This window comes from Chitinophaga sp. (genome assembly GCF_036569185.1).
Lineage (GTDB): Bacteria > Bacteroidota > Bacteroidia > Chitinophagales > Chitinophagaceae > Chitinophaga.
The window spans coordinates 13,633-37,595 of record NZ_DATCRD010000026.1 but is presented as its reverse complement, the minus strand read 5'-3'; the positions used below and the strand labels follow the sequence as shown (position 1 = coordinate 37,595).

Below are 23,963 nucleotides of genomic sequence, written 5' to 3'. Positions count from 1 at the left end.
TATGAAGTTAATCAATACGATTTTTATTGTAGATGATGACCCGATTCACCAGCAGATTGCGAAAATCATGATTGAACGTCAGGCTATCAGTAGTCATATCCGCGTATTTTCGGATGCACAGGATGTACTGGATTTTCTCCGTGAAAATGCGGGAGATGTGCAGGCCTTACCGGATCTTATTTTGCTGGATCTCAATATGCCTGTGATGGATGGATGGGAGTTCCTGGAAGAATATGCCGAGTTCCAGGATCAGTTACCGAAGCAGATCAGGATTTTTGTACTGACTTCGTCTATTGATGAAAAAGACAAGGAGCGGGTAAACGCTTACAGTTTTGTTACCGGGTATCTGACGAAGCCCTTGTCAAAAGAAATTATTGCGCACCTGTCTTAAGCAAATGAATGGTTTTTGCAGGATCGGCAGCCGAGAAGATAGCGCTGCCGGCCACCAGTACATTGGCGCCTGCCTGGATGAGCTGCCCTGCGTTATCTGTGCTGATACCGCCATCTACTTCAATGAGCGCATGTGCATGATTGTCTGTGATCAGCTGCCGCAGCTGCCTGATCTTCTGATAGGTTTGTTCAATAAACGTTTGTCCGCCGAACCCGGGATTCACACTCATGATCAGCACTACGTCTATATCCCGGATCACGTTTTCCAGCATTCCAACCGGCGTATGAGGGTTTAATGCCACACCTGCCTTCATACCCAGGCCTTTGATCTGCTGGATATTCCGGTGCAGGTGGATACATGCTTCAAAATGTACGGTGAGTATATCTGCCCCGGCCTTTTTGAAATCTGCCGCGTATTTTTCGGGTTCTTCGATCATGAGGTGCACATCGCATGGTTTCTGTGCCTTTTTCTTTATCTGTGCAATTACGGGCAGGCCGTAGCTGATATTGGGCACAAAACGTCCGTCCATTACGTCGAGATGGAACCAGTCGGCTTCGCTGCGGTTTACCATATCCACTTCTTTTCCCAGTTCGAGGAAATTCGCTGCCAGTAAAGATGGCGCCACTAAAACAGGTTGTTGTTCCAAATGCTCTATTTTTGAATGATGTAAATTTAAGTAATTACCGGCTCAATCTTTTAAGTGCAGCTTTTGCTTCGCTGAAATCTTTCTTAAAGGAAGCTGCTTTTGTATAATCTTCCACAGCCGGTTTTATATTGCCCAGTTGTTCCTGTGCGGTAGCGCGGTAATAATACGCCCAGGCATCCGTCGGGGCTGATTTGGCTGCGAGGTTATAATAGGTGTAGGCCGTTTTCCAGTCTTTTTTATTGCTGTATATTTTTCCAAGTGCCAGGTAGGCCGGCTCAAACCCGGGGTCTGCTACTATACATTTATGATAAGCGCTGAGCGCTGCAGGCTGGTTGCCCAGTTCTTCCTGGAACTGCGCCGCTTCATATAAAGGGTAAGCGTTGGTGGTGTCCTGTTGCCATGCCTGCTGGTAATAATCGAGGGCGGCGGTTGCTTTCCTGGCCCGGAGCAGGTCGCCCAGCTCCATCACGGCTTCAAACTCGGGTTGATTGCCGGCGGCGCGGATCGCAGCGGTGAGATGATGTATAGCCGTGGTGGTATCCTGTTTATCTTCCGCCATGCGGGCTTTCAGGTAGTATGCTTTATCGCGGGCGTCTGTCGTTTGTGCGAGCACGTTAGCAATGCTGTCTGCTTCTGTGTATTGTTTATTTTCCACGAGGGCGGTGGCCAGGCGGTATTGCAGGTACGTATAGCCGGGAGCGGTAGTTAGCGCCTTCCTGAAATTGGCGGCGGCTTTTTGAAAGTCGTTCACGATCAGGGCAGCTTCGCCGGCGCCGGCCCAGTAATCGGTGTTCCCCGGCGACAGGGAAGCCGCCTTTTCAAAGTCGGCCTGCGCCAGGGCAGGATTGGTATTAAACAGCAGCAGTGCGCGGTGGTAATACAGGTCTGGATGGTCGGGAAACCGGGAAATAGAATCCGTTACCGGCCGGATGATATCGCTGTACAACGCAGAGTCGGGGCGACTGGCAGCTTGCTGCTGCCGGGTGCCGGCATTGTTACATGCCTGTGCACCCGCAAATAACAGGAGGATAGGTAAATACTTCATACTGGCGCCAAAACTACAGAATCCTTATTGCATTAACCAGTTTTTGAAAGCGGGATAGTCGGCCGCCAGCAGGGTGGCTTGTTTTTCTTTACTGTATAAAGACATCACTTTTGCGGGCGTATATATTTCTTCCCGTATAGATTTAGGGGCGGTATCTTCAAATTTTACCGGGTGGGCGGTTTCCAGGAAAACGCCTGTCAGCTCCGGGGAACGTTCCAGGTAGCGTTGCAATCCCATGAAACCTACGGCGCCGTGGGGATCCAGCATATAATGATTTTCCTTCCACACCTGTTCCATAGTCTGCGCGGTTTGTTTATCATTAAAGCTGTAAGCGGTCAGTTTTTCTGCGAGAGAAGGCAGGCTGTTTCCAAACAGTTCCAGGATCCGTACAAAGTTGCTGGGATCTGCCACATCCATGGCGTTGGAAAGCGTAGGGAGTGCTTTGCCTGGTTCATATTTACCGCTTTCCATAAAGCGGGGCACGGTATCATTGATATTGGTGGCCGCTACAAAGTGCGCTATGGGCAATCCCATAGCGGCTGCCATCATACCTGCGCAGATGTTGCCGAAGTTACCGCTTGGCACAGAGAATACCAGTTTGGGATGTGCGGCTTTCATTTGTTTATAGGCCAGGAAATAATAGAACATCTGGGGCAGCCAGCGGGCCACATTGATAGAGTTGGCGCTGGTAAGCGGCCGGCGGGCCTGGAGCTCACTGTCCAGGAAAGCGGTTTTCACCAGCTGCTGGCAGTCGTCGAAGGTGCCTTGTATTTCCAGTGCATGAATATTATTACCGAGGGTAGTGAGTTGTTTTTCCTGCAGGGTGCTTACCTTATTGGAAGGGTAGAGGATCACTACTTCCACGCCGGGCACGTTGTAAAAGCCGCTGGCCACTGCACCGCCGGTATCGCCGGAAGTGGCTACCAGTACGGTTACCGGTGTAGTGCTGTTGCGGCGGAAATAGCCGAGGCAGCCGGCCATAAAGCGTGCGCCTACGTCTTTGAACGCAAGGGTAGGGCCATGGAAGAGTTCCAGTGCGTAGGTATGACCGGTTACTTTTTGTACCGGGAAAGGAAAGTGTAAGGTGTCTGCTACTATCTTTTTTAATGCTTCTTCGGGTATTTCGTCGCCTATGAACGGGCGGATTACTTTTAGTCCGATTTCGTGGTCCGTATATTGGTGCAGGTTAGTAATGAAATCTTTGTCCAGTGCCGGTATCTGTTCGGGGAAATATAATCCTTTATCGGGCGCCAATCCCTGTACTACTGCTGTTTCGAAATTTACCTGGTGCTGCTTGTTCTGTAAGCTGAAATACTGCATGAATAAAACGTTGTTAATTAGTTAGTCAATCACTTTTACACCGGCGGTGTTAATCTGGGAAACGTAGATTTTATAATCCACGCCAAGTGGTGCGTAAACGCTATCCATCGTAGCCGCTACTTTGCGGGCATTTTCTTCTCCTTTGCTGAGCATAAAAACAGAGGGACCGGAACCGGAGATACCGCCACCGAGGGCGCCGGCTTCTTTGCATTTCAGTTTCAGCTCGTGAAATGCGGGGATGAGGATGGAACGGATAGGTTCCACGATCACATCTTCGAGCGAGCGGCTGATCAGGTCATAATCATCCTGGTAAAGTGCTGCTACCAGTGCGCCCACGTTGCCCCACTGACGGATGGCATCTGTCATGAGCACTTTTTGTTTGAGTATTTCGCGTGCGTCCGAGGTTTTTACTTCTATCTGCGGATGTATAACGGTGACCCATAAATGTTCCGGCGTATGAAGGGTGGTAATGTCGAGCGGGCGGTAACTTCTTACCAGTGTGAAACCGCCGAGGATGGCGGGAGCCACGTTGTCGGCATGTGCAGAGCCGCAGGCCAGCCGTTCTCCTTCCATGGCAAACCTCACCAGTTGTTTTTTGGTAAACGGTTCTCCCAGCAGGTGGTTTACACCTACTACCGCGCCGGCGCTGCTGGCGGCGCTGGAGCCGATACCGCTGCCGGGATGGATCTTTTTGAAGATCTCTATTTCTATACCGGTATCCGGCTGATCATATTTTTGAAGGAGCGCCTGAACGGCAACACCGGCAACGTTACGCGATGTTTCCAGGGGGAGGTCTGCACCGTGGATAGCGGTGATGCGAACACCCGGCTGGCTGCTCTTCCGGAGGATCATTTCATCTCCGGGCGCATCCAGCGCCAATCCTATTACATCAAAGCCACAGGCTACATTGGCCACTGTTCCCGGCGCAAATACTTTTATACTGTCCATATCACCTTTAAGTTAGTTTAATTTAATAATTGATTGTCAGGATTGCAACTGAATTCATGGAAAGTTTACAGTCTTGCGCTCCGGATGATGTCCGCAAATATGCCGGAGGCAGTAACGTCTGCACCGGCGCCGGCGCCTTTTACGATCAGTGGCTGGTCTTTATAGCGGCTGGTAGTATACAGCACGATATTATCCTTGCCTTCCAGTTTAAAGAACGGGTGATCCGGCGCTACGCTTTGCAGGCCCACAGAGGCTTTACCATCTACATAGCGGGCTACAAACTTCAGGCGTTTACCTTCTGCGTCTGCGGCTTCGCGCAATCCCTGGAAATGGCTGGCATGTACATCCAGCTCCTCGTAGAAAGCGGGCACGGATGGTGCATTGAGGCATTCATCGGGCAGGAATGAGTAGTTGGTGATTTCATCCATTTCAATAGCGGCGCCGCTTTCGCGGGCAAGGATAAGGATCTTCCGCATCACATCTTTGCCGCTAAGATCGATGCGTGGATCCGGTTCGGTGTACCCTTCATCCTGTGCAGCTTTCACTACTTCACGGAAGCTGGTGCCATTCAGGAAATGGTTGAACACGAAGTTGAGGCTGCCGGATAACACGGCTTCTATGCTGTGTACTTTGTCGCCGCTGCGGATCAGGTCATTCAGTGTATTGATGACCGGTAGTCCTGCTCCAACATTGGTTTCAAACAGGAAGGAAGCATTGTATTTACGGGCGAGGTCTTTCAGTTGCTTATAATACGCGTAATCGGATGAGCAGGCAATTTTATTGCAGGTCACCACGGAAATGCCATGCTGCAGGAATTCGTGGTATACGGCTGCAATGTCGCTGCTGGCGGTATTATCCACGAATACGCTGTTGCGGAGGTTCAGGTTTTTGATCTGCTGCACAAAATCGGCCGTGCTGATATGCGGGGCATGTTCCAGCTGTTCGCGCCAGGTACGCAGGTTGATGCCGGTATCGCTGATGAGGGTATGCCGGCTGTTGGCCAGTCCTGTAACCCTGATCTGAAGGCCGAGTTCATGCTGGAGGTAATGTTGCTGTTGTTCCAGTTGTTCCAGCAGTTTGCTGCCCACGTTGCCGGCGCCGGCGATAAAGAGGTTCACCTGTTTGAGCGGAGTTTCAAAAAAGGTTTCGTGCATGACGTTCAGCGCTTTTTTGATATCGGCTTTGTTGATTACAGCGGAAATATTTTTTTCGGTAGATCCCTGTGCAATGGCTCTAACGTTAACACCGTTCCTGCCCAGGGTACCAAAGAGCTTACCGCTGGTACCATGATGGTTCTTCATTTTATCACCTACAACAGCTACGATGCAGAGATCCTTTTCCACCAGCAGGGGCTCAATGCTCTTTTCGCTTATTTCCTGCGAGAACTCGCTGTCCACCGCGGTTTTGGCTTTCAGCATATCTGCTTCATGAATGCCAACGGTGATAGAATGCTCAGAAGAGCTTTGGGTAATGAGAATAACGTTGATGCGTTCCCGTAGGAGGGATTCGAACAGCCGTTTGGAAAAGCCGGGGATGCCCACCATACCGCTTCCTTCAAGGGTGAGCAGTGCAATGTTAGGGATGCCGGAGATACCTGTTACCGGGAAGCTGCGGTCGGCGCTGTCCTGTATAAGGGTGCCGTGATCTTCCGGGGCAAAGGTATTTTTGATCCAGATGGGAATGCGTTTACTCATTACCGGCTGGATGGTAGGAGGGTAGATGACTTTAGCGCCGAAGTGCGACAGCTCCATTGCTTCTACATAGGAGATATGCGAGATGGGAATGGCCTGTGACACGATGCGCGGGTCGGCGGTCATCATACCGCTTACGTCTGTCCATATATCGAGTACGGAGGCATTTATCGCAGCGGCAATGATAGCGGCGGTGTAGTCGGAGCCGCCACGTCCGAGAGTAGTGGTTTCGCCATCGGGGGTAGCCGCTACAAAACCGGGGAATACTACATAGTCGGCGGGCGACTGTGCAAAGAACTGTGTAATATGGTGATTGGTGGCAACAAAGTTAACGGCGGCGTGGCCGAAGTTGTTATCTGTAACGATCAGCTCGCGGCTGTCTTTACAGGAAGCGGCGAAACCCTGCTGTTTTAATTTTTCGGCCACTATTACGCACGACATGAGCTCGCCGTAGCTCATTATTTTATCGAGGGTACGGGGACTTAGTTCCCCCACCTGGAAGATCCCATCGCAGAGGTTTTCCAGTGCATTGAGTTTTTTCTTCAGCTGGCTGATTTGCCCGCTTTGCGCGGTAATAGGGAATAGCTCGCGGATAGTATCCAGGTGACGGGCTTCAATTTCCTGGATCACATTTTTATAATCTTCGTTGCCTTGTTCTGCGAGTTGTCCGCAGCGTATAAGCTTATCCGTTATTCCGCCGAGTGCAGACACTACGATCGCATATTTACCGGCAGGTTTATATTGCTGGAGGATTTTGCAAACCTGTTCTATTGCTTTGGCGCTTCCCACTGAAGTGCCGCCAAATTTTAATACTTGCATATGGAGAATTTATACGTAGATAAGTCCGGGCCCTCCCGGTTATGTACCACCCTTGTGGTCGTTGGATCATATGTGAAAACTAACCCCGCAGTGGGGTTGTAATGGTGGTGGTCGTGGTCGCCATAGTGCCCGCTATCCGCCTGGAGGCAGAAACCGAAGAGAACTGGTATGTATAAAACGGTATCACTATTGAAATATGACGATTGTGTAACAAAAGTCTATAATTACACTGGTAAATAAAAGTGCAGTGTGTATTTTTAGAAATGTTTTAAAATTATGCTGTTTTGTTAGTTTTTAATTTATTTTATGAAGATAATTTATAGATATGTTCAAAATAAACTGCCTGTAGTTACAATTTTGTGATTCTATTTATTCTTTAAAATAACAGTTGCATGACAATATTATGACTTATTTAATCTGGAAGTAGGTGAAAAGAATGATATTAAAAGGCGTTATTCCCGTTATCTATCTCCCGGAAAGAAATGTATTATTATTCCCGCTGATCATCACCCCGGCACAAAAAAATTTTGGAATCGCAGTTTTTCCTTACCTTAGTCACCTAAACAATTGCCACTTGTCCATTTCACTGAAATATACAAGCAACAGTCAGCTTAACTACTACTTCCTCATGGCCACGCTTGCCATGGATTCGACTTTGGCATAACCTTTCCCAACGGCCGCTACCGGCCATTCTTCGTGTTTTATATACCGTAACTTTGTAATAGTATTCAGTTGCTATTCCTGCGCATGTATATGTAAGTTTTCAGCTGCTTTCTGCAGGTTGCACTGTATATAAAAATATAGATCATACACCGGTACAAGGAATCATACACCATTCAATTTAATCATACACCGGAACAATTTTTTCAAACCACCTGTCATGCCACATTATTATAAACTCGGACAGATACCGCATAAGCGCCATACCCAGTTCCGCAAACCGGACGGCCAGCTGTATTCGGAACAGTTGTTTTCCACGGAGGGCTTTTCTTCCCACTCCAGCCTGTTGTATCACTGTCACCCGCCTACGGAGATCGTGAAAGTAGACGAACCTTATTCCGTTGCGCCAAAGATAGCGGAAGAAAAGATGCTGAAACACCGCAGTTTCATGGGGTTCAATATCAGGCCGGAAGACGATTTTTTAGAAAGCCGCAAAGCCGTGCTGGTCAACAGCGACCTGCATATAGTACTGGCATCGCCCCGTAAAAGTATGGAAGGATACTTTTATAAAAATGCCGATGCCGATGAAATGATCTTTGTACATGAAGGCAGCGGCGTGTTGAAAACGCAGTATGGGCAACTGGAGTTTGGTTATGGCGACTATCTCGTGATTCCCCGCGGTACTATTTACCAGATCACTTTCAAAAGTGAAGGTAATCGCCTGTTTATCGTAGAATCGTTTAGCCCTATCCGTTATCCCAAAAGATACCTGAGCAAATATGGGCAACTGCTGGAAAATTCCCCTTATTGCGAGCGGGATATCCGGCAGCCGCAGCAACTGGAAACCATCGATGAAGAAGGCGATTTCCTGATCCGTATTAAAAAGAAGGGGGTGATTTATCCCATTCATTATAAACACCATCCCTTTGATGTGATAGGATGGGATGGATGCGAATACCCGTTTGCCTTTTCCATCCACGATTTTGAACCGATCACCGGGCGGGTACACCAGCCGCCACCGGTGCATCAAACCTTTGAAGGGAACAATTTTGTGGTATGCTCTTTTTGCCCGCGCTTATTTGATTATCACCCGCTGGCTATACCTGCGCCGTATAACCACAGCAATATTGATAGTGATGAGGTGTTATATTATGTAGACGGCGATTTTATGAGCCGTAAACATGTGGAACGGGGAATGATCACCCTGCACCCTGCGGGTATTCCGCATGGGCCTCACCCCGGTGCAGTGGAGAAAAGCATTGGCGCAAAGGAAACAAAAGAACTGGCAGTGATGGTAGATACTTTTCACCCGTTGCAGATCACAGAAGCTGCACTGGGCATTGAAGACAGCGGCTATGTAATGAGCTGGGCAGAATAAATGATTAAACGAAAACCAACCAACTTATAAAACCAAAACAATTGAATGTTATGGAAACAGCATTAGTGAATGCAGACAACTTAACCGGTCAGCAGGATTTCTTACCCCTCAATGGTACCGATTATGTAGAGTTTTATGTAGGTAACGCCAAGCAGGCGGCACATTATTACAAAACAGCTTTTGGCTTTCAGCCGGTGGCCTATGCAGGCCCTGAAACCGGGGTGAGAGACAGGGTATCTTATGTATTGGTGCAGAATAAGCTGCGCTTTGTGCTTACTACTTCCCTGTTGCCGGATACGGAAATAGCCCGTCACGTTGCCAAACATGGCGATGGGGTGAAGGTGCTGGCACTGTGGGTAGATGATGCCCGCTCCGCTTACGAAGAAACCGTGAAACGCGGCGCCACGCCTTACCTGGAGCCGGTGGTGGAAAAAGACGAATCCGGCGAAGTAGTGCGCAGCGGTATTCATACCTATGGCGATACCGTGCACCTGTTTGTAGAGCGTAAAAACTACAAAGGATTGTTTATGCCCGGTTACAGGGAGTGGAAAACCGATTACCGGCCCACTGAAACCGGGTTGTTATATGTAGACCACTGCGTAGGCAATGTGGGCTGGAATGAGATGAACACCTGGGTGGAATTTTACGAACGGGTAATGGGTTTCAGGAACCTGATCTCTTTCGACGACAGCGACATTTCCACCGAGTATTCTGCCCTCATGAGTAAAGTGATGAGTAACGGTAACGGCCGTGTGAAATTCCCGATCAATGAGCCGGCGGAAGGCAAGAAGAAGTCGCAGATCGAAGAATACCTCGATTTCTACGGCGGGCCGGGCGTACAACACGTGGCCATTGCCACCAACGATATTGTGCATACCGTGACCGAGCTGCAGAACAGGGGCGTAGAGTTCCTTACAGTACCGCCGGCATATTATGAAACGCTGCTGGACCGTGTAGGTAAGATCGATGAAGAAGTAGCGCCGCTGCAAAAGTTAGGCATCCTGGTGGATCGCGACGACGAGGGATACTTGCTGCAGATCTTTACCAAGCCTATCCAGGACCGGCCTACTGTATTCTTTGAAATTATTCAGCGTAAGGGAGCCCAGTCCTTTGGTAAAGGCAATTTCAAGGCATTGTTTGAATCTATTGAACGGGAACAGGCGCTGCGGGGGAATTTGTAATTCTCCTTGCCGCCTTTGGCGGCGCGCGGATTTTGTCTGACTCAGGATTATGATGATTTTAATGATTAGCCTGAGTTTTCTTTTGGATTTTTTAAAGGATTGGGGAGATATAAGCGGAAATATTTGCCAGATATTTAAAGATCTGCGCATGGTATGCTGATATTTTGATCTGACCGCATTTGAATTTAAAATAGGGGAGATAGAAGTGGAAGTATCCGCTTGTATCTCCCTTTTTAGCTTGAAAGTAGCGCCTGGTACGCTGATACTTTGATTTACCAACATCTGGAAATAGAAGGGAGATGGAAGTGGAATTATCCGCTTGTGTCTCCCTTTAGTTTTAGTATGCTGCTTTTTTGAATTAAAATTCATTTTGAGTTTAAAATAAGCAGGGAAATAAAAATGCACTATCTGCTCATATCTCCCCAATCCTTTAAAAAATCCAAAAGAAAATCAGGCTAATCATTAAAATCATCATAATCCTGAGTCAGACAAAATCCGCATGCCGCCGAAGGCGGCAAAAACACATATACGAATGTTAACAATATGTAAATGAATTGTTATTGAAAACCGCTCTCTAAAAAGGCGCGTATATATTGCATCTTTTCCCACATTTGCCACACTTTAGTTATTTTTATACAGTATATTTATATTTAATATTTGTAACCTATGCTCACAACTTCCATAGCCCGTGGGGCTATCTATGCCACTTTGGTGACATCGTTCACTATCTTTACTGCTTTCCGTAACGGAAACAACCGTAACGGAGGCGATCAGCAAACGTACCTGCACAAGGTGGTATCCCCGGCCGGGCAAACCCTGCTGGAATACAATGCCGATAAGTCTATCCGCAGGATCACACAGCTACGAAAGTCGGAAAATGATACCTACAGCGATATCCAGCTGCCGGTATATGAAAATGGCCGCCTGGTAAAGTGCCTGTCGGCTGCCGATGAAAAAGCGGTGACCGGCGATCCTTACCTGTCGTTTGAGTATAATAATGACAAGGTATCGAAGATCAGCTACTTCCGGAATAATGCCGTGTATGCCTACGATTCCCTGGCGTATGACGAAAGCGGTAAAATAGCCAGGCGCTACCAGTTTGGTCGCAATGCTGCCAAAGCAGCCTGGGAAAACAACGGATACCTGCAGTACACCTGGAACCAGGATGGGGATGTGGAAAGAATGGATACCTATGGCAAACAGCCAGGCTACAGTAAGTTCGTATATACGTCTTCTGTCAGCTACACCTATGACCGTAAACAGAACCCCCACCAACAACACCCTGAACTGGCCATTTTAATGGAAGCAGGCGCCGGCAGCCTGTCGGCCCACAACGTGCTTACCGAAAGCATCAGCAGTCCCAATACATCCAGGGTGGTTACCAATACCTATACCTACGCCTACAGCGGGAAGTACCCGGTGCGCGCTACTTTCAGCTCCGGTGTGGACGAGGCTACCGTAAAACTGGAATGGATAAAGCTACAGTAAAGCAAGAAACGCGTAACTTTACAATATTAAAATCAGAGTTCCGTTTTTATGGGGATGCAAACGCTGTTCGGTGTATTGTTCCTGCTGTCCGGGATATTTCAGGCCTTTACGGCCATATTGATCTACCAGGGGCATACACATTATATATTGAAGATAGCCAACAGGAAAGTAAGTATAATAATATATTTTATTATTGCCCTGTTATTGTTTTATCTTGCTTATATAAACCTGGTATAAATATTAAAATTTTGTTGAATAGTTTATGAAGCGACTTGTTGTAATCGTCCTGATGGTGTTGGGTGCCGGTAAAGTTTTTGCCCAGCAATCTTTCCTCGACAACCAGAAGATGTTTCCCAAAGTAGGGGAGGCATACCGTGAAAAGGAAGAGTTGCTGAAAAAGGAGTTCGAAAAGAAAGGGCTTGTTTACCCGGCAAAATATATGTTTGTCCGTTCCTTTAAACTGGACAGTGAAATGGAGATCTGGGTAAAGAATAATCCCCAGGATACCTTCCGTTTGTTCAAATCATACCGGGTATGTACACTTTCCGGTAAAATGGGCCCAAAACGCAAAGAAGGCGACCGGCAGGTACCGGAAGGCTTCTACTATATCAACGATTTTAACCCGAACAGTAACTACCACCTGTCCCTGGGGATCAACTATCCTAATTTCTCCGACCGTATCCTGAGCGATCCGAAGAACCCGGGCGGCGATATTTATATCCATGGCAACTGTATTACTGTGGGCTGTATTCCTTTAACCGATGAATTTATCGATGAGGTATATATTTTAGCGGTAAATGCCAAGAATGCAGGCCAGGACTTTATACCGGTGCATGTATTCCCGGTTAAATTCGGTAACCCGGGCTCAATGAATTACCTGGGTACTTTTTCGCTGACCGACAGTTCTTCCAAACAATTCTGGGCGGAACTGAGAACAGCTTATGATTATTTCGAAAAACATCACCGTTTGCCGGTTGTACTGGTAGACGATAAAGGAAAATACATCCTGTAACGGCTGTTATGCCGTGCAGGCCGATGGGTAGATGGGAGTCGCAGAACCGGCTTACATCTACCCATCTTTTTTATTTCCCGTTATTTTCAGCGCCAACCGATATTTCATCCTTCTTTATTTGGTTTTTAGAAGAATTTTTTCCAACTTGTTCGGAGGTCAAATCAATTTACTATTTATGCACAGAAGAGACGCAATAAGGAATGTGGCTATTTTGTTGGGTACTGCCATTTCCGCTTCCACGTTATCAGCCCTGGAAAGCTGTACAGGATCAGCTCCTAAGAATTACGATCTGCAAAAGCCGGAAACCAAAGCTTTGCTGGCGGAGATAGCGGAAACCATCATACCCAAAACCAGTACTCCTGGTGCAAAAGATGCCAAAGTAGAAGACTTTATCATTGTGATGATGAACGACTGCTACAAGAAGGAAGACCAGCAGGTATTCCTGGATGGGTTGTCAAAAATTGATGAGGCCAGTAAGAAGCAATTCAAAAAGGGCTTCATGGATATTACCCCGGAGCAGCGTACAGAGCTCCTTACAGGGATTGAAAAAGAGCGCGTAGACTATAACAAGCGCAAAGACAAAAAAGAAGGAGATCCCACTCACTACTTCCAGTACCTGAAGGAATTAACCCTGCTGGGCTATTTCACCTCCGAACCAGGCGCCACCAAAGCGTTGCGTTATGTTCCGGTTCCGGGTAAATACGAAGGCTGCACTCCTTATACCAAAGGAGAAAAAGCCTGGGCAGTGTAATCTTCTTCTCACTTTTAAATCCTGACTAAAATGAACCTGAATATAAAAGCGCAGGCAGAAAACACTTATGATGCCATTGTTATCGGCTCTGGCGTGAGTGGTGGATGGGCTGCCAAAGAACTGACAGAAAAAGGCTTAAAAGTACTGATGCTGGATCGTGGCAAGCCGCTGGAACATGTGAAAGACTATGAAACAGCTACCAAAGACCCATGGGAGTTCAAACACCGCGGGCGCATCACGGTAGACCAGCGGGAAACGCATCCTAAACTGAGCCGCGACTATCCATACAGCGAGCACAACGAAAAATACTGGATCAACGATTCGGAAAGTCCATATAACGAAGTAAAACGTTTCGACTGGTACCGCCCGGACATCGTGGGGGGTAAGTCTATTATGTGGGGCCGGCAGTCGTACCGCCTGAGCGATATTGATTTTGAAGCCAACCTGAAAGACGGTATCGCCATTGACTGGCCTATCCGTTATAAAGATATTGCTCCCTGGTACGATTATGTAGAGAAATTTGCCGGTATCAGTGGTACCCGCGAAGGGCTTCCACAGCTGCCTGATGGCCAGTTTATGCCAGCCATGGAAATGAACTGCGTGGAAAAAGATGTAAAGGCGGCGGTTGAAGGAAAATATAAGGGCCGTATTATCACCATGGGACGCGTAGCCAACATTACCCAGCCGCTTCCCGGCCGTGAGAAATGCCAGTACCGGAATCTTTGCAGCCGCGGATGTCCGTTCGGCGCTTACTTCAGCACCCAATCGTCTACCTTGCCTGCGGCAATGGCTACCGGTAACCTTACACTGCGCCCGGACTCCATCGTAAATTCCATCATTTATGATGAGAAACAAGGGAAAGCCACCGGCGTAAAGGTGATCGATAAGCACAGCAAAGAGATGGTGGAATACTACGCAAAAATCATCTTCATCAATGGTTCTACCCTGGGCTCCACCTTTGTAATGCTAAACTCCACTTCTTCCCGCTTCCCCAACGGATTGGGCAACGACAGCGGCGTACTGGGAAAATACCTGATGGATCACCATTTCCGTACAGGCGCTTCCGGTACTGCAGAAGGATACGAGGATAAATACTATTTTGGCCGCCGTGCCAACGGGATCTACATTCCCCGTTACCGTAACATCGGAAGTGATAAGCGTGATTACATCCGCGGATTCGGTTACCAGGGAGGCGCCAGTCGCAGCGGCTGGAGCCGCGGTATCGCTGAAATGGGCGTGGGGAAAGACTTCAAGGAAATGCTCACCGAACCAGGCCAATGGAGCATTGGTTTAGGCGGTTTCGGAGAATGCCTGCCATATGAAGCCAACCAGGTAACCCTGGATACTTCTGTGAAAGACGCATGGGGCCAGCCGGTGCTGAAATTTGATGCAGAGTTCAAGGAGAACGAAAAGAAAATGCGCGTCGATATGATGAACGATGCTGCAGAAATGCTGGAAGCAGCCGGTATTAAAAACGTGAAAACATACGATAACGGATCCTATCCGGGTATGGCCATTCACGAAATGGGCACTGCACGTATGGGCCGCGATCCTAAAACATCCGTGCTCAATGGCTTTAACCAGATGCACGCGGTGAAGAATGTATTCGTCACAGACGGTGCATCCATGACCTCTGCCTCCTGCGTAAACCCTTCTCTTACTTATATGGCGTTAACTGCACGCGCAGTAGACTATGCTGTAAAGGAGTTAAAGAAAGGCAATATTTAAAGAAACAATAAGTACGTAGCGGTCAGGGATAGCTTTTGAAAAGCTGATCCCTGGCCGCTTTTAGCTTCAATACACAACAACATGAATCTTAATATCAAGGCAGAAAAAGAAAATACCTATGATGCCATCGTGGTAGGTTCCGGTATCAGCGGCGGTTGGGCCGCCAAAGAGCTGAGCGAAAAAGGACTGAAAACACTGGTGCTGGAAAGAGGCCGCAATGTAGAGCATATCAAAGACTACACCACCGCTATGAAAGCGCCGTGGGAGTTTCCGCACCATCTTCATACCTCCAACGAAATGAGGGAGAATCATCCCATCCAGAGCCAGTGCTACGCTTTTGATGAAGCCACCCAACAGTACTGGGTGAATGACAACGAGAATCCTTACAATCAGATAAAGCCATTCAACTGGCTGCGGGGTTACCATGTAGGTGGCCGCTCCCTCATGTGGGGCCGGCAGGTATACCGCTGGAGCGACCTGGATTTTGAAGCCAACGCAAAGGACGGTCATGGTGTAGACTGGCCCATCCGTTATAAAGACATTGCGCCCTGGTATAAATATGTGGAAGAATACATTGGTGTGAGCGGCCAGGCGGAAGGCCTGCCACAGCTGCCCGATGGCGTGTTCCTGCCACCTATGGAAATGAACTGCCTCGAAAAGCATGTAGCTGCGCGCATCAAAGAAAAGTACAACGACCGTATCATGACCATTGGCCGCGCGGCACATCTCACCAAAGGATTAAACAACCGCGGTCCCTGCCAGTACCGCAGTCTTTGTGCACGCGGATGCCCGTTCACCGGTTATTTCAGCAGCAATGGCGTTACGCTGCCTGCAGCAGCCAGCACAGGTAATATGACCCTGCGCCCGGATTCTATTGTACTGGAAGTATTATATGATAAAGATAAAAGCAAAGCTACCGGCGTAAGGGTAATGGATGCCCATACCCTGCAAACGGTAGAATATTATGCAGATATTATTTTCCTGAACGCATCTACACTGGGCACCAGCTGGATCATGCTCAATTCGGTATCCGACAGGTTCCCGAACGGGTTTGGAAACGACAGCGGACAACTGGGGCATAACCTCATGGATCACCATTACGGTGTAGGCGCCGGTGGTGATTTCGATGGTTTTGAAGACCAATACTACAGCAGCGGCCGCAGGCCAAACGGTGTTTATATTCCACGCTTCCGCAACACCAACGCCAACACCATGCAGAAAGATTATGTGCGCGGATTTGGCTACCAGGGCGGGGCCGGAAGAGGCCGGGGTATAAATATGGACGGTATCGGCGTTCAGTTGAAAGAAGCCCAGGGCGAGCCCGGTAAATGGTCCATGGGCATCGGCTCCTGGGGCGAGCACCTTCCGTATTTTGAGAATAAAGTGACGCTGAATAAAAATAAGAAAGATAAATACGGATTGCCCACACTGGATATCGACTGTGAGTTCAAAGAAAACGAAATGGCCATGCGCAAGGATATGCAGGCCAGCGCGATTGAAATGCTGGAAGCAGCCGGATTGAAAAATGTGCATGGCTATGATGGCGCTCCTCCGCCAGGACATTGTATCCACGAGATGGGAACTGCCCGCATGGGTAAGGACCCAAAAACATCTGTGCTCAATGATTTCAACCAGGTACATGCCGCCAAAAATGTATTTGTAACAGATGGCGCCTGCATGACCTCCTCTTCCTGCGTAAATCCTTCTATCACTTATATGGCGCTTACTGCGCGGGCATGCGATCATGCAGTGAAAGAACTGAAGAAAGGCAATATTTAAATAGCTCAAGGGAAACCGGTTACCATTACCGGTTTCCCTTGTTTGTTCTCCTGGCAGATAAAAAGCTGTCACTCCATTTCTCCCCAAAAATACCCCTGCTTTTTTCCCTGGCTCCCATCTGAAATTTCTTTCTCCGCAAAATTATTTTTATTAATATTGATGGGCGAATTCCACCAGACGAACAATGAAAAATAATCGACCGCACGCTGTTAATCATATCATAACCTTACGTTAACAATGGCTTATTAATTTTGTCTCCTGCATGGACAATTCTACTACTTCTATTTCACCAATCCTGTTGCGTCGTTTCCGTGAAGGCGATGAAGAAGCGCTTAGCTCCCTGCTGGATCTGCTGGGGCCCAGGGTTTTGGGCTATTGCAGGAAGAAGGTGGGAATTGAGGAAGATGCAGAAGAATTATTGCTCGATATTTTTCTCAAACTCTGGCACTTCCGCACAAAACTGGATGAGACTGCTGATGTGCAGGTATTGTTATTCACCATTGCCAGAAATCATATCCTGAATTTTATCCGTAATAAAGTGAATCGCCGGCTGATGACCACAGACCCGGAAAATGCACTGCTGCAACCGGCAGACGGTATTTTGCAGCGACTGGATTACAATGAGCTGTACCGGCAGTACCAGGATGTGCTGGATTCGCTGGGAGACAAGCAGCGTGCGGTTTTCCGGATGAGCAGGGAAGAAGGATTGTCGCACCGCGAAATTGCCGATAAACTGGGCATCTCTGTACGTACGGTTGAATCTCATATTCATAGCAGCCTGAAAGTAATAAAGGCTGAACTGAAAGATTCCTATATCATCTTACTGATCTTGTTCTTCCTGAAATAATTTTTTTCTTCCACTAAGTAGCCCCTCTTTTTTTAGTGTATATATAGGCAGAAGTTAACTGTATATGATGAAACGTGACGCCGGCCTGTTACAGGAGCTGATAGATAAAGTACAACATGATACCGCCAGCGGAGATGAGCTCCGTTTACTTTTACAGTTACTTGAAGAGCAGGATCATCGCGTGTTGATGCCGGCGGAAGAATGGTTGCAAAGCGAGCCGCAACCCTTGCCGGCGGAGTTGAAAAATAAAGTGGTAAAGTCCGCTGTGCAAAAAGATACAACGGTGAAACGCGGTTATTTCCGTCGCTGGTTACCGTATGCCGCCATGTTGTTGGTGTTGCTGGGACTGGTATTATTATGGCCACGTCATCAACCGGTGTATACCGTCATTGCGGCAGGTGATGGGGAAATAAAACGTATAGCCCTGCCCGATAGTTCTTCCGTTATATTGAATGCACGCTCCGTTATCCGTTACAGTAACACATTTGCAGCAACGTCCAGGGATGTAATACTGGAAGGCGAAGCGTTTTTTGAAATCCATCCGGACAATACACCTTTTATAGTATATACCGGTAACGTACAAACGAAAGTATTGGGCACATCGTTTAATGTGAAACATTATCCCGGTGAAAAGCTGGTAGTGAGTGTGGCCAGCGGAAAGGTAAAAGTAACGGCGCCGGCGGGGAAGGAGCTTGTGCTTGGTAAGGGAAGCAAAGCCAGCTACGACAGCGCCGCCAACCAGTTTGCCAGTTTCCGGGAGGAGCCGCATAATATGAATTCATGGCAGCAGGGAATTATCAATATGAATAACCTTACGCTGGCGGAAGTAACCACTGCGTTGGAAAGATGGTACAGTGTCCGCATTGTGCTGGATGCACCGGAAACAGGGAGGCATGTATTGTCAGGGCAACAGGCCAATACCTCGCTGGAATCAGTACTGGAGTCTATCTGTTTTATTTATCATTTGCAATATCATCGCCAGGGAAATATAATCCGTATCAATAAAAAGTAAATCGCTTAATCCTGTTTTAATACATACTACGCTAACAAAACCTAACGTATGATCCTAATTTTATTGCCCGCTTCACGCGGCCTGGAAAAGGCCGTGAGGGTCATCCTGTGCTCATTCCTGGCGGCAGCCGTTTATATGTTGCCGGTACATGCGCAGGTGCAGGACCCGAAAACACAAACTGTCACTATCCAGCTGAAAGATGCGTCCGTGACTACCATTTTCCGTGCTGTTGAAAAACAAACCTCTTTCCGTTTTCTGTACGACAAATCGCTGGAAGCCTTTGGAAAGAAGTTAACCGTGAACTACAAAAATATGGCCGTAGCGAGGTTGCTGCAGGACATAGAAAGCCGCACCGGACTGCAGTTCAGAACATCCGGCCAGAATATTTCGGTGGCTGTAAAAGAGCAATTGCCTGTTAGCAGCCAGCTGGCAGAAGGTAAAAGAGAGATCACCGGTATCGTAATTGATACCACCGGTCAGCCAATGGTAGGCGTCACGGTTGCCATTAAAGGCACCCGCCTGGGCACGGGTACTGATGCCAACGGGAAATTTATTTTATCGGTAGATGATGATGCTGTACTGGTGTTTAGCCTCATTGGGTTCCGCAAACAGGAGATCCCTGTGCATCAGCGGGAAAAGATAGATGTGGTATTACAGGAAGCATCCTCTGCCCTGGAAGAAGTAGTGGTAGTAGGTTTCGGAGAACAGAAGAAGATCAGCCTGGTAGGCGCGCAGGCTACTATTTCACCAAAGGAGCTGAAACAACCTGTATCCAATCTTACGCAATCACTCGGTGGCCGCGTGGCCGGTATGGTATCCGTACAACGCAGCGGGGAATTAGGTTACAATGATGCCAATATTTATATCCGTGGTATCTCCACTTTTACGCAGGGGTTCAGCGCCCCGCTAACACTGGTAGACGGCGTGCCCCGGAGTATTTCCAACGTAGATCCGGAAGATATTGAAAGCTTCTCTGTGCTCAAAGATGCATCTGCTACAGCGGTATATGGGGTGCGTGGCGCCAATGGCGTTATCCTCATCACCACAAAAAGTGGTAAGCCGGGAAAGCCTGCGTATAACCTGCGTTATACAGAAGGCATCACACAATTTGCCAAACTGCCTTCCTTTGCAGATGGGCCTACCTATATGAAATTATCGAATGAAGCCCTGACCACACGGGGCAGCGCACCGGTATATTCCGATGAAGCGATACAGAAAACCGCCGACGGCAGCGATCCTTACCTGTATCCGAATGTCGACTGGTTTGCAGAGCTTTTCCGTAACAACGGAAAAGTGAGGAACGCGAATGCCAACATCAGCGGCGGTTCTGAAAAGTCGGTATACTATATTGGTCTTGGTTACTATGATGAGCTGGGGATGTATAAAACAGATGAGCTTACGAAATATAATTCCTCTATCTTCCTGAAACGTTATAATGTTACTTCCAATATTACGCTGAAACCATCTTCCACCACTACTGTTAAACTAGGTATACAGGGCTACCTGAGTAATGTGAACCTGCCCACCACCGGTGTATCCGAAATTTTTACGGATGCATATTTTATGACGCCGGTACAGATCCCCACCCGTTACCCGGATGGGAAAGTAGCCGATATACGCTCCGGCAGTTTATCCAATCCATGGGCTAGTCTTACCCAGGGCGGCTATGCCAACCAATGGAGAAGCCAGGTGTATTCTAACCTGCGGCTTACCCAGGAGCTGCCTTTTCTTACGAAAGGATTGTCTGTAACCGGTATGTTTTCATTTGACGCCTATAACTATACCAGTAACCGCTATACGAAAATACCTGATACCTGGCTGGCCAACGGCCGTGATGCAAATGGAAACCTTACCTTCGACCAGGTAGCAATAGGCACCGAATTTCTCCAGTATACCAAAAGCAACCAGGGTGAGCGCACGTTCTATTCTGAGCTGGGCCTCAACTATAACAGGAGCTTTGGCAAACATGATGTATCCGGTATGCTGCTTTACAACCGCAGCGATAAGGCCAATACTTATGCAGGTGACCTGGAAACCTCTTTACCATATCGCTTCCAGGGGCTGGCGGGGCGCTTTACCTATGGCTTCCGTAACCGGTATTTTGCTGAGGTGAACTTTGGTTACAACGGGTCAGAAAACTTTTATCCTGATAGCCGCTATGGCTTTTTCCCTTCCGCCGGTTTGGGCTGGGTAGTATCTGAAGAGAATTTCTTCTCCGGTATAAAAAATACAGTATCACTTTTCAAGATCCGCTTCTCACATGGTATAGTGGGTAACAGCAACATCGACGGCAGAAGGTTTGCCTACCTGGCTACCGTAGCCAATACCAGCGATTATTATTTTGGTAAGAGCATCAACCAGAAATTTACCGGTAAGGAAATTGGAGAATACGCAGTGGACGTACAATGGGAAACCTCCCGTAAAACCAATCTGGGCTTCGATATAGGGCTGCTGCACGACGATCTCACTTTACAGGTAGACCTGTTCCGGGAATACCGCAGTGGTATTTTCCTGCGCCGCAAATCCCTGCCGGCTTATGTAGGCATGATCAACGCGCCGTTTGGAAACGTAGGCGTGATCGATAACAAAGGGATAGATGCGTCTGTAACCTATAACCGCCGCATCGGCGCTTTCTCCCTGCAACTGCTGGGCAATTTCACCTATAACAGGAACAAGGTGGTGGAAAACGATGATCCCAGCTGGAAATACCCATGGCTTGAGAGTAAAGGGCTACGCGTAGGACAACGCTTCGGGTACATTGCACTGGGCCTTTTTGAAAGCGATAAAGAAGTACAGAACTCACCGCGGCAGCCAGGCGATGTACGTGCCGGGGACATTAAGTATAAAGACATTAACGGCGATGGTGTGATCGACTCTTACGACCAGGCGCCAATCGGCTACGGCGATGTACCTGAAATTGTTTACGGCTTTGGTTTTACACTCGGGTATAAAGCGTTTGCACTCTCGGCCCTGTTCCAGGGTGCAGCCCATGTGGATGTACTGCTGAACGGCGAAGGTACCATGCCTTTCCAACAGGGCCTCAGCAGGGGTAACCTGTTCAGTAATATCAACGACCGGTGGACGGAAGAAAATCCCAGGCAGGATGTTTTCTATCCCCGCCTGATGGCCGGTTCGCTGAACGACAACTACGCCGCCAGCACCTGGTGGATTAAGAACAGCGACTATATCCGCCTGAAAACGCTGCAGCTGAGCTATAACCTGCCCGACGCCTGGATGAAACGCATCAGGCTCAAATCCGCCAACATCTTCCTGCAGGGCGTTAACATCCTTACCTTCTCGCCCTTCAAACTCTGGGACGTAGAAGTAGGAAACGGAAGAGGCGCAGCCTATTCAAGTACCAAATCATATTCTGCCGGGATGGCTGTCAACTTCTGATAAGAAACCATCATTCAAAAACTAATAATTCTCTCCCGATGAAAATAAAAAAGATCGCACACGTTTTATTGGTGAGCGCATCCATGCTAACGGTTTCCTGTAACAGTAATTTTCTTGACCAGGTACCCGGCGATCGTATTACCATTGAGCAGGTATTTAACCGGAGAAGATATTCCGAAGAGTATCTCGCTAACATCTACATCACTATTCCCAACGAAGCCTACCGCAATACCTCCGCATGGGAAGGTTGTTCAGATGATGCGGATATTACGTACGACAGGCCCGGCTCCGGCTATAATACCTATCCCATGAACCTGGGCAACTGGAGCGCTGCCTCAGACTATATGAATAACTGGACAAAGTTTTACCAGGGCATCCGTTCTGCTACTTATTTTATGCAGCATATAGATGGTAACCAGGAAATACTGGCGCTTCCCAACGGGCAGGATCTTATCGACCAGTATAAAGCCGAAGCGCGTTTCCTGCGGGCATTCTTTTACTATGGCATCATACGCCAGTATGGGCCCGCTATTATCCTGGGCGATATTCCCATTGCCGGCGACCTGCTGCCTACAGATGAGGAAATGCAGAAGCCCCGCAATTCATACGATGAATGCGTGAACTATATTGTTTCCGAACTGGACCTTGCTGCGCAGAAATTACCCAAACACTTTACCGCACAGGGTGAAAACGATTATGGCCGTGCAACACAGGCTGCCTGCAAAGCCATTAAAAGCCGGGTGCTGTTATTGGCTGCCAGTCCGCAGTTCAACGGCAACGCCGACTATGCCGGCTTCCGCAACCTGGATGGTAAACAACTGATCAGTTCACAATACGACCGTGAAAAATGGAAACGGGCGGCTGATGCGGCCCGCGATGTGATCACCGGTTTCAGCTTTGCCCTGTACCGTAAGAATGATACCAGCGGTGTTTTTGATCCCTACCTGTCTACCCGCGATGTATTCCTGGATCCCTGGAATTCAGAAGTGATTTTTGCCAGGACCACGAATAACCTGAAAGACTGGGAACGTTCTGTAACGCCGCGTTTAGCAAGCGGCTATGCGGCAGTTGCCGTTACACAGCAACTGGTAGATGAATTTGAAATGAAAAATGGGAAAGGCATTTATGAAGCAGGATCGGGTTACGTGGAAACAGGATTTTCTACTGCCGCTACCAAATACACTACTGCCGGGACTTACAACATGTATGTAAACCGGGAGCCCCGCTTTTATGTAAATGTTAGCTATAACGGAAGTCTCTGGATCAATAAAAGTGAAGGCGACAAAGTGATTCAAACTTATTTCACCGGCAACACCGGTAAAAAAGGCTCCTGGGATTTTCCCCGCACCGGTTATATAGCCAGGAAAAACGTGCATCCTGACAGTAACCCCAGGATCAGTCAGTACGTGGCGCGGCCTTTTGTACTGGTGCGTTATGCGGAAATATTACTGAACTATATAGAAGCATTGAACGAGTACGAACCAGGTAACCCCGACATCCTGAAATATCTCAACGAGATCCGCAACAGGGCAGGAGTGCCGGATGTTGCTGCCGGTTTGGGACAAGCCACTATGCGCACAAAAATCAGGCATGAAAGAAGGGTGGAACTGGCGCTGGAAAGCCTGCGTTATTTTGATACCCGCCGCTGGAAGATCGCTGAACAAACCGATGGCGGCAACTTCTACGGAATGAATGTGGATGCAGGCACCAAACTCACCGATCTCGTTTTTTACCAGAGAACGGTATTTGAAAGAAGGGTTTTCCTGAAGAACTATTACCTGTTCCCTATTCCTCAATCGGAAATAGACCGCGACAGGAAACTGGTACAAAATCCCGGCTGGTAATTTATTTCCTGATGATCAATTTTATGA

Annotated in this window: 18 protein-coding genes; 13 read left to right on the top strand and 5 right to left on the bottom strand. The window is 48.1% G+C overall.

The genetic code is table 11. The annotated features are described in order from the left end of the window. Nucleotide 1: 1 nt before the first annotated feature. Nucleotides 2-391 (top strand): response regulator, encoded by a 390-nt coding sequence (locus VIM72_RS01900; RefSeq protein ID WP_332001178.1) that lies wholly within the window; start codon nt 2-4, stop codon nt 389-391. On the opposite strand, the gene rpe is transcribed toward VIM72_RS01900, so the two are convergent. From rpe to thrA, 5 genes are all read right to left on the bottom strand, one after another. Further along, the gene (rpe, locus tag VIM72_RS01895; protein ID WP_332001177.1) at nt 372-1,037 is read right to left on the bottom strand and encodes a ribulose-phosphate 3-epimerase; all 666 of its coding nucleotides are present in this window, start codon (nt 1,035-1,037) and stop codon (nt 372-374) included. The genes VIM72_RS01900 and rpe overlap by 20 nt on opposite strands. Before the next feature lie 34 nt (nt 1,038-1,071). Continuing rightward, a complete protein-coding gene (locus tag VIM72_RS01890) occupies nt 1,072-2,082 on the bottom strand; it encodes a tetratricopeptide repeat protein (protein ID WP_332001176.1) in 1,011 nt (336 codons plus the stop codon). Between the two features lie 24 nt (nt 2,083-2,106). Then, a complete protein-coding gene (gene thrC, locus VIM72_RS01885; RefSeq protein ID WP_332001175.1) occupies nt 2,107-3,402 on the bottom strand; it encodes a threonine synthase in 1,296 nt (431 codons plus the stop codon). 21 nt (nt 3,403-3,423) lie between these two features. After that, complete coding sequence (locus VIM72_RS01880) at nt 3,424-4,350, bottom strand: homoserine kinase (RefSeq protein WP_332001174.1); 927 nt, start codon at nt 4,348-4,350, stop codon at nt 3,424-3,426. Between the two features lie 65 nt (nt 4,351-4,415). Beyond that, entirely contained in the window at nt 4,416-6,860 is a 2,445-nt protein-coding gene (gene thrA, locus VIM72_RS01875) for a bifunctional aspartate kinase/homoserine dehydrogenase I (RefSeq protein ID WP_332001173.1), read from the bottom strand. 880 nt (nt 6,861-7,740) lie between these two features. On the opposite strand from thrA, the gene VIM72_RS01870 reads away from it, so the two are divergent. The 12 genes from VIM72_RS01870 to VIM72_RS01815 all read left to right on the top strand — a co-directional run bounded on the left by VIM72_RS01870 (nt 7,741) and on the right by VIM72_RS01815 (nt 23,936). Continuing rightward, entirely contained in the window at nt 7,741-8,898 is a 1,158-nt protein-coding gene (locus tag VIM72_RS01870) for a homogentisate 1,2-dioxygenase (protein ID WP_332001172.1), read from the top strand. 50 nt (nt 8,899-8,948) lie between these two features. Beyond that, on the top strand, nt 8,949-10,079 hold the full coding sequence (hppD, locus tag VIM72_RS01865) for a 4-hydroxyphenylpyruvate dioxygenase (RefSeq protein ID WP_332001171.1): 1,131 nt from the start codon (nt 8,949-8,951) through the stop codon (nt 10,077-10,079). A 666-nt stretch (nt 10,080-10,745) separates the two neighbouring features. Continuing rightward, nucleotides 10,746-11,567 carry a hypothetical protein gene (locus tag VIM72_RS01860; protein WP_332001170.1) on the top strand — a complete coding sequence of 274 codons (822 nt, stop codon included), beginning with the start codon at nt 10,746-10,748 and terminating at the stop codon, nt 11,565-11,567. Then, nucleotides 11,549-11,833: a hypothetical protein gene (locus tag VIM72_RS01855; RefSeq protein ID WP_332001169.1), complete on the top strand. Its 285-nt coding sequence runs from the start codon at nt 11,549-11,551 to the stop codon at nt 11,831-11,833. Before VIM72_RS01860 ends, VIM72_RS01855 begins: the two co-directional genes overlap by 19 nt. Then, complete coding sequence (locus VIM72_RS01850; protein WP_332001168.1) at nt 11,830-12,579, top strand: L,D-transpeptidase family protein; 750 nt, start codon at nt 11,830-11,832, stop codon at nt 12,577-12,579. The genes VIM72_RS01855 and VIM72_RS01850 overlap by 4 nt, the downstream gene beginning before the upstream one ends. 175 nt (nt 12,580-12,754) lie before the next feature. Continuing rightward, nucleotides 12,755-13,330 (top strand): gluconate 2-dehydrogenase subunit 3 family protein, encoded by a 576-nt coding sequence (locus VIM72_RS01845; RefSeq protein WP_332001167.1) that lies wholly within the window; start codon nt 12,755-12,757, stop codon nt 13,328-13,330. 30 nt (nt 13,331-13,360) lie between these two features. Continuing rightward, nucleotides 13,361-15,058, top strand: coding sequence for a GMC family oxidoreductase (locus tag VIM72_RS01840; RefSeq protein WP_332001166.1), 1,698 nt, complete (start codon nt 13,361-13,363; stop codon nt 15,056-15,058). A gap of 81 nt (nt 15,059-15,139) precedes the next feature. Beyond that, entirely contained in the window at nt 15,140-16,837 is a 1,698-nt protein-coding gene (locus tag VIM72_RS01835; RefSeq protein WP_332001165.1) for a GMC family oxidoreductase, read from the top strand. A 262-nt stretch (nt 16,838-17,099) separates the two neighbouring features. Beyond that, nucleotides 17,100-17,684, top strand: a complete 585-nt coding sequence (locus VIM72_RS01830) for an RNA polymerase sigma factor (protein ID WP_332001164.1) — start codon at nt 17,100-17,102, stop codon at nt 17,682-17,684. 64 nt (nt 17,685-17,748) lie between these two features. After that, a complete protein-coding gene (locus VIM72_RS01825; protein ID WP_332001163.1) occupies nt 17,749-18,696 on the top strand; it encodes a FecR family protein in 948 nt (315 codons plus the stop codon). A 48-nt stretch (nt 18,697-18,744) separates the two neighbouring features. Beyond that, nucleotides 18,745-22,092, top strand: coding sequence for a TonB-dependent receptor (locus tag VIM72_RS01820; protein WP_332001162.1), 3,348 nt, complete (start codon nt 18,745-18,747; stop codon nt 22,090-22,092). Nucleotides 22,093-22,130: 38 nt separating this feature from the next. Beyond that, the gene (locus VIM72_RS01815; protein ID WP_332001161.1) at nt 22,131-23,936 is read left to right on the top strand and encodes a RagB/SusD family nutrient uptake outer membrane protein; all 1,806 of its coding nucleotides are present in this window, start codon (nt 22,131-22,133) and stop codon (nt 23,934-23,936) included. Nucleotides 23,937-23,963 lie beyond the last annotated feature (27 nt).

Coding starts and splice junctions, on each gene's coding strand:
- VIM72_RS01850 (WP_332001168.1), top strand. CDS start 11,830: ATGAAGCGACTTGTTGTAATCGTCCTGATGGTGTTGGGTGCCGGTAAA.
- VIM72_RS01840 (WP_332001166.1), top strand. CDS start 13,361: ATGAACCTGAATATAAAAGCGCAGGCAGAAAACACTTATGATGCCATT.
- VIM72_RS01900 (WP_332001178.1), top strand. CDS start 2: ATGAAGTTAATCAATACGATTTTTATTGTAGATGATGACCCGATTCAC.
- thrC (WP_332001175.1), bottom strand. CDS start 3,402: ATGCAGTATTTCAGCTTACAGAACAAGCAGCACCAGGTAAATTTCGAA.
- VIM72_RS01825 (WP_332001163.1), top strand. CDS start 17,749: ATGATGAAACGTGACGCCGGCCTGTTACAGGAGCTGATAGATAAAGTA.
- VIM72_RS01860 (WP_332001170.1), top strand. CDS start 10,746: ATGCTCACAACTTCCATAGCCCGTGGGGCTATCTATGCCACTTTGGTG.
- VIM72_RS01820 (WP_332001162.1), top strand. CDS start 18,745: ATGATCCTAATTTTATTGCCCGCTTCACGCGGCCTGGAAAAGGCCGTG.
- thrA (WP_332001173.1), bottom strand. CDS start 6,860: ATGCAAGTATTAAAATTTGGCGGCACTTCAGTGGGAAGCGCCAAAGCA.
- VIM72_RS01830 (WP_332001164.1), top strand. CDS start 17,100: ATGGACAATTCTACTACTTCTATTTCACCAATCCTGTTGCGTCGTTTC.
- VIM72_RS01835 (WP_332001165.1), top strand. CDS start 15,140: ATGAATCTTAATATCAAGGCAGAAAAAGAAAATACCTATGATGCCATC.
- VIM72_RS01880 (WP_332001174.1), bottom strand. CDS start 4,350: ATGGACAGTATAAAAGTATTTGCGCCGGGAACAGTGGCCAATGTAGCC.
- VIM72_RS01890 (WP_332001176.1), bottom strand. CDS start 2,082: ATGAAGTATTTACCTATCCTCCTGTTATTTGCGGGTGCACAGGCATGT.
- VIM72_RS01845 (WP_332001167.1), top strand. CDS start 12,755: ATGCACAGAAGAGACGCAATAAGGAATGTGGCTATTTTGTTGGGTACT.
- VIM72_RS01855 (WP_332001169.1), top strand. CDS start 11,549: ATGGATAAAGCTACAGTAAAGCAAGAAACGCGTAACTTTACAATATTA.
- VIM72_RS01815 (WP_332001161.1), top strand. CDS start 22,131: ATGAAAATAAAAAAGATCGCACACGTTTTATTGGTGAGCGCATCCATG.
- VIM72_RS01870 (WP_332001172.1), top strand. CDS start 7,741: ATGCCACATTATTATAAACTCGGACAGATACCGCATAAGCGCCATACC.
- hppD (WP_332001171.1), top strand. CDS start 8,949: ATGGAAACAGCATTAGTGAATGCAGACAACTTAACCGGTCAGCAGGAT.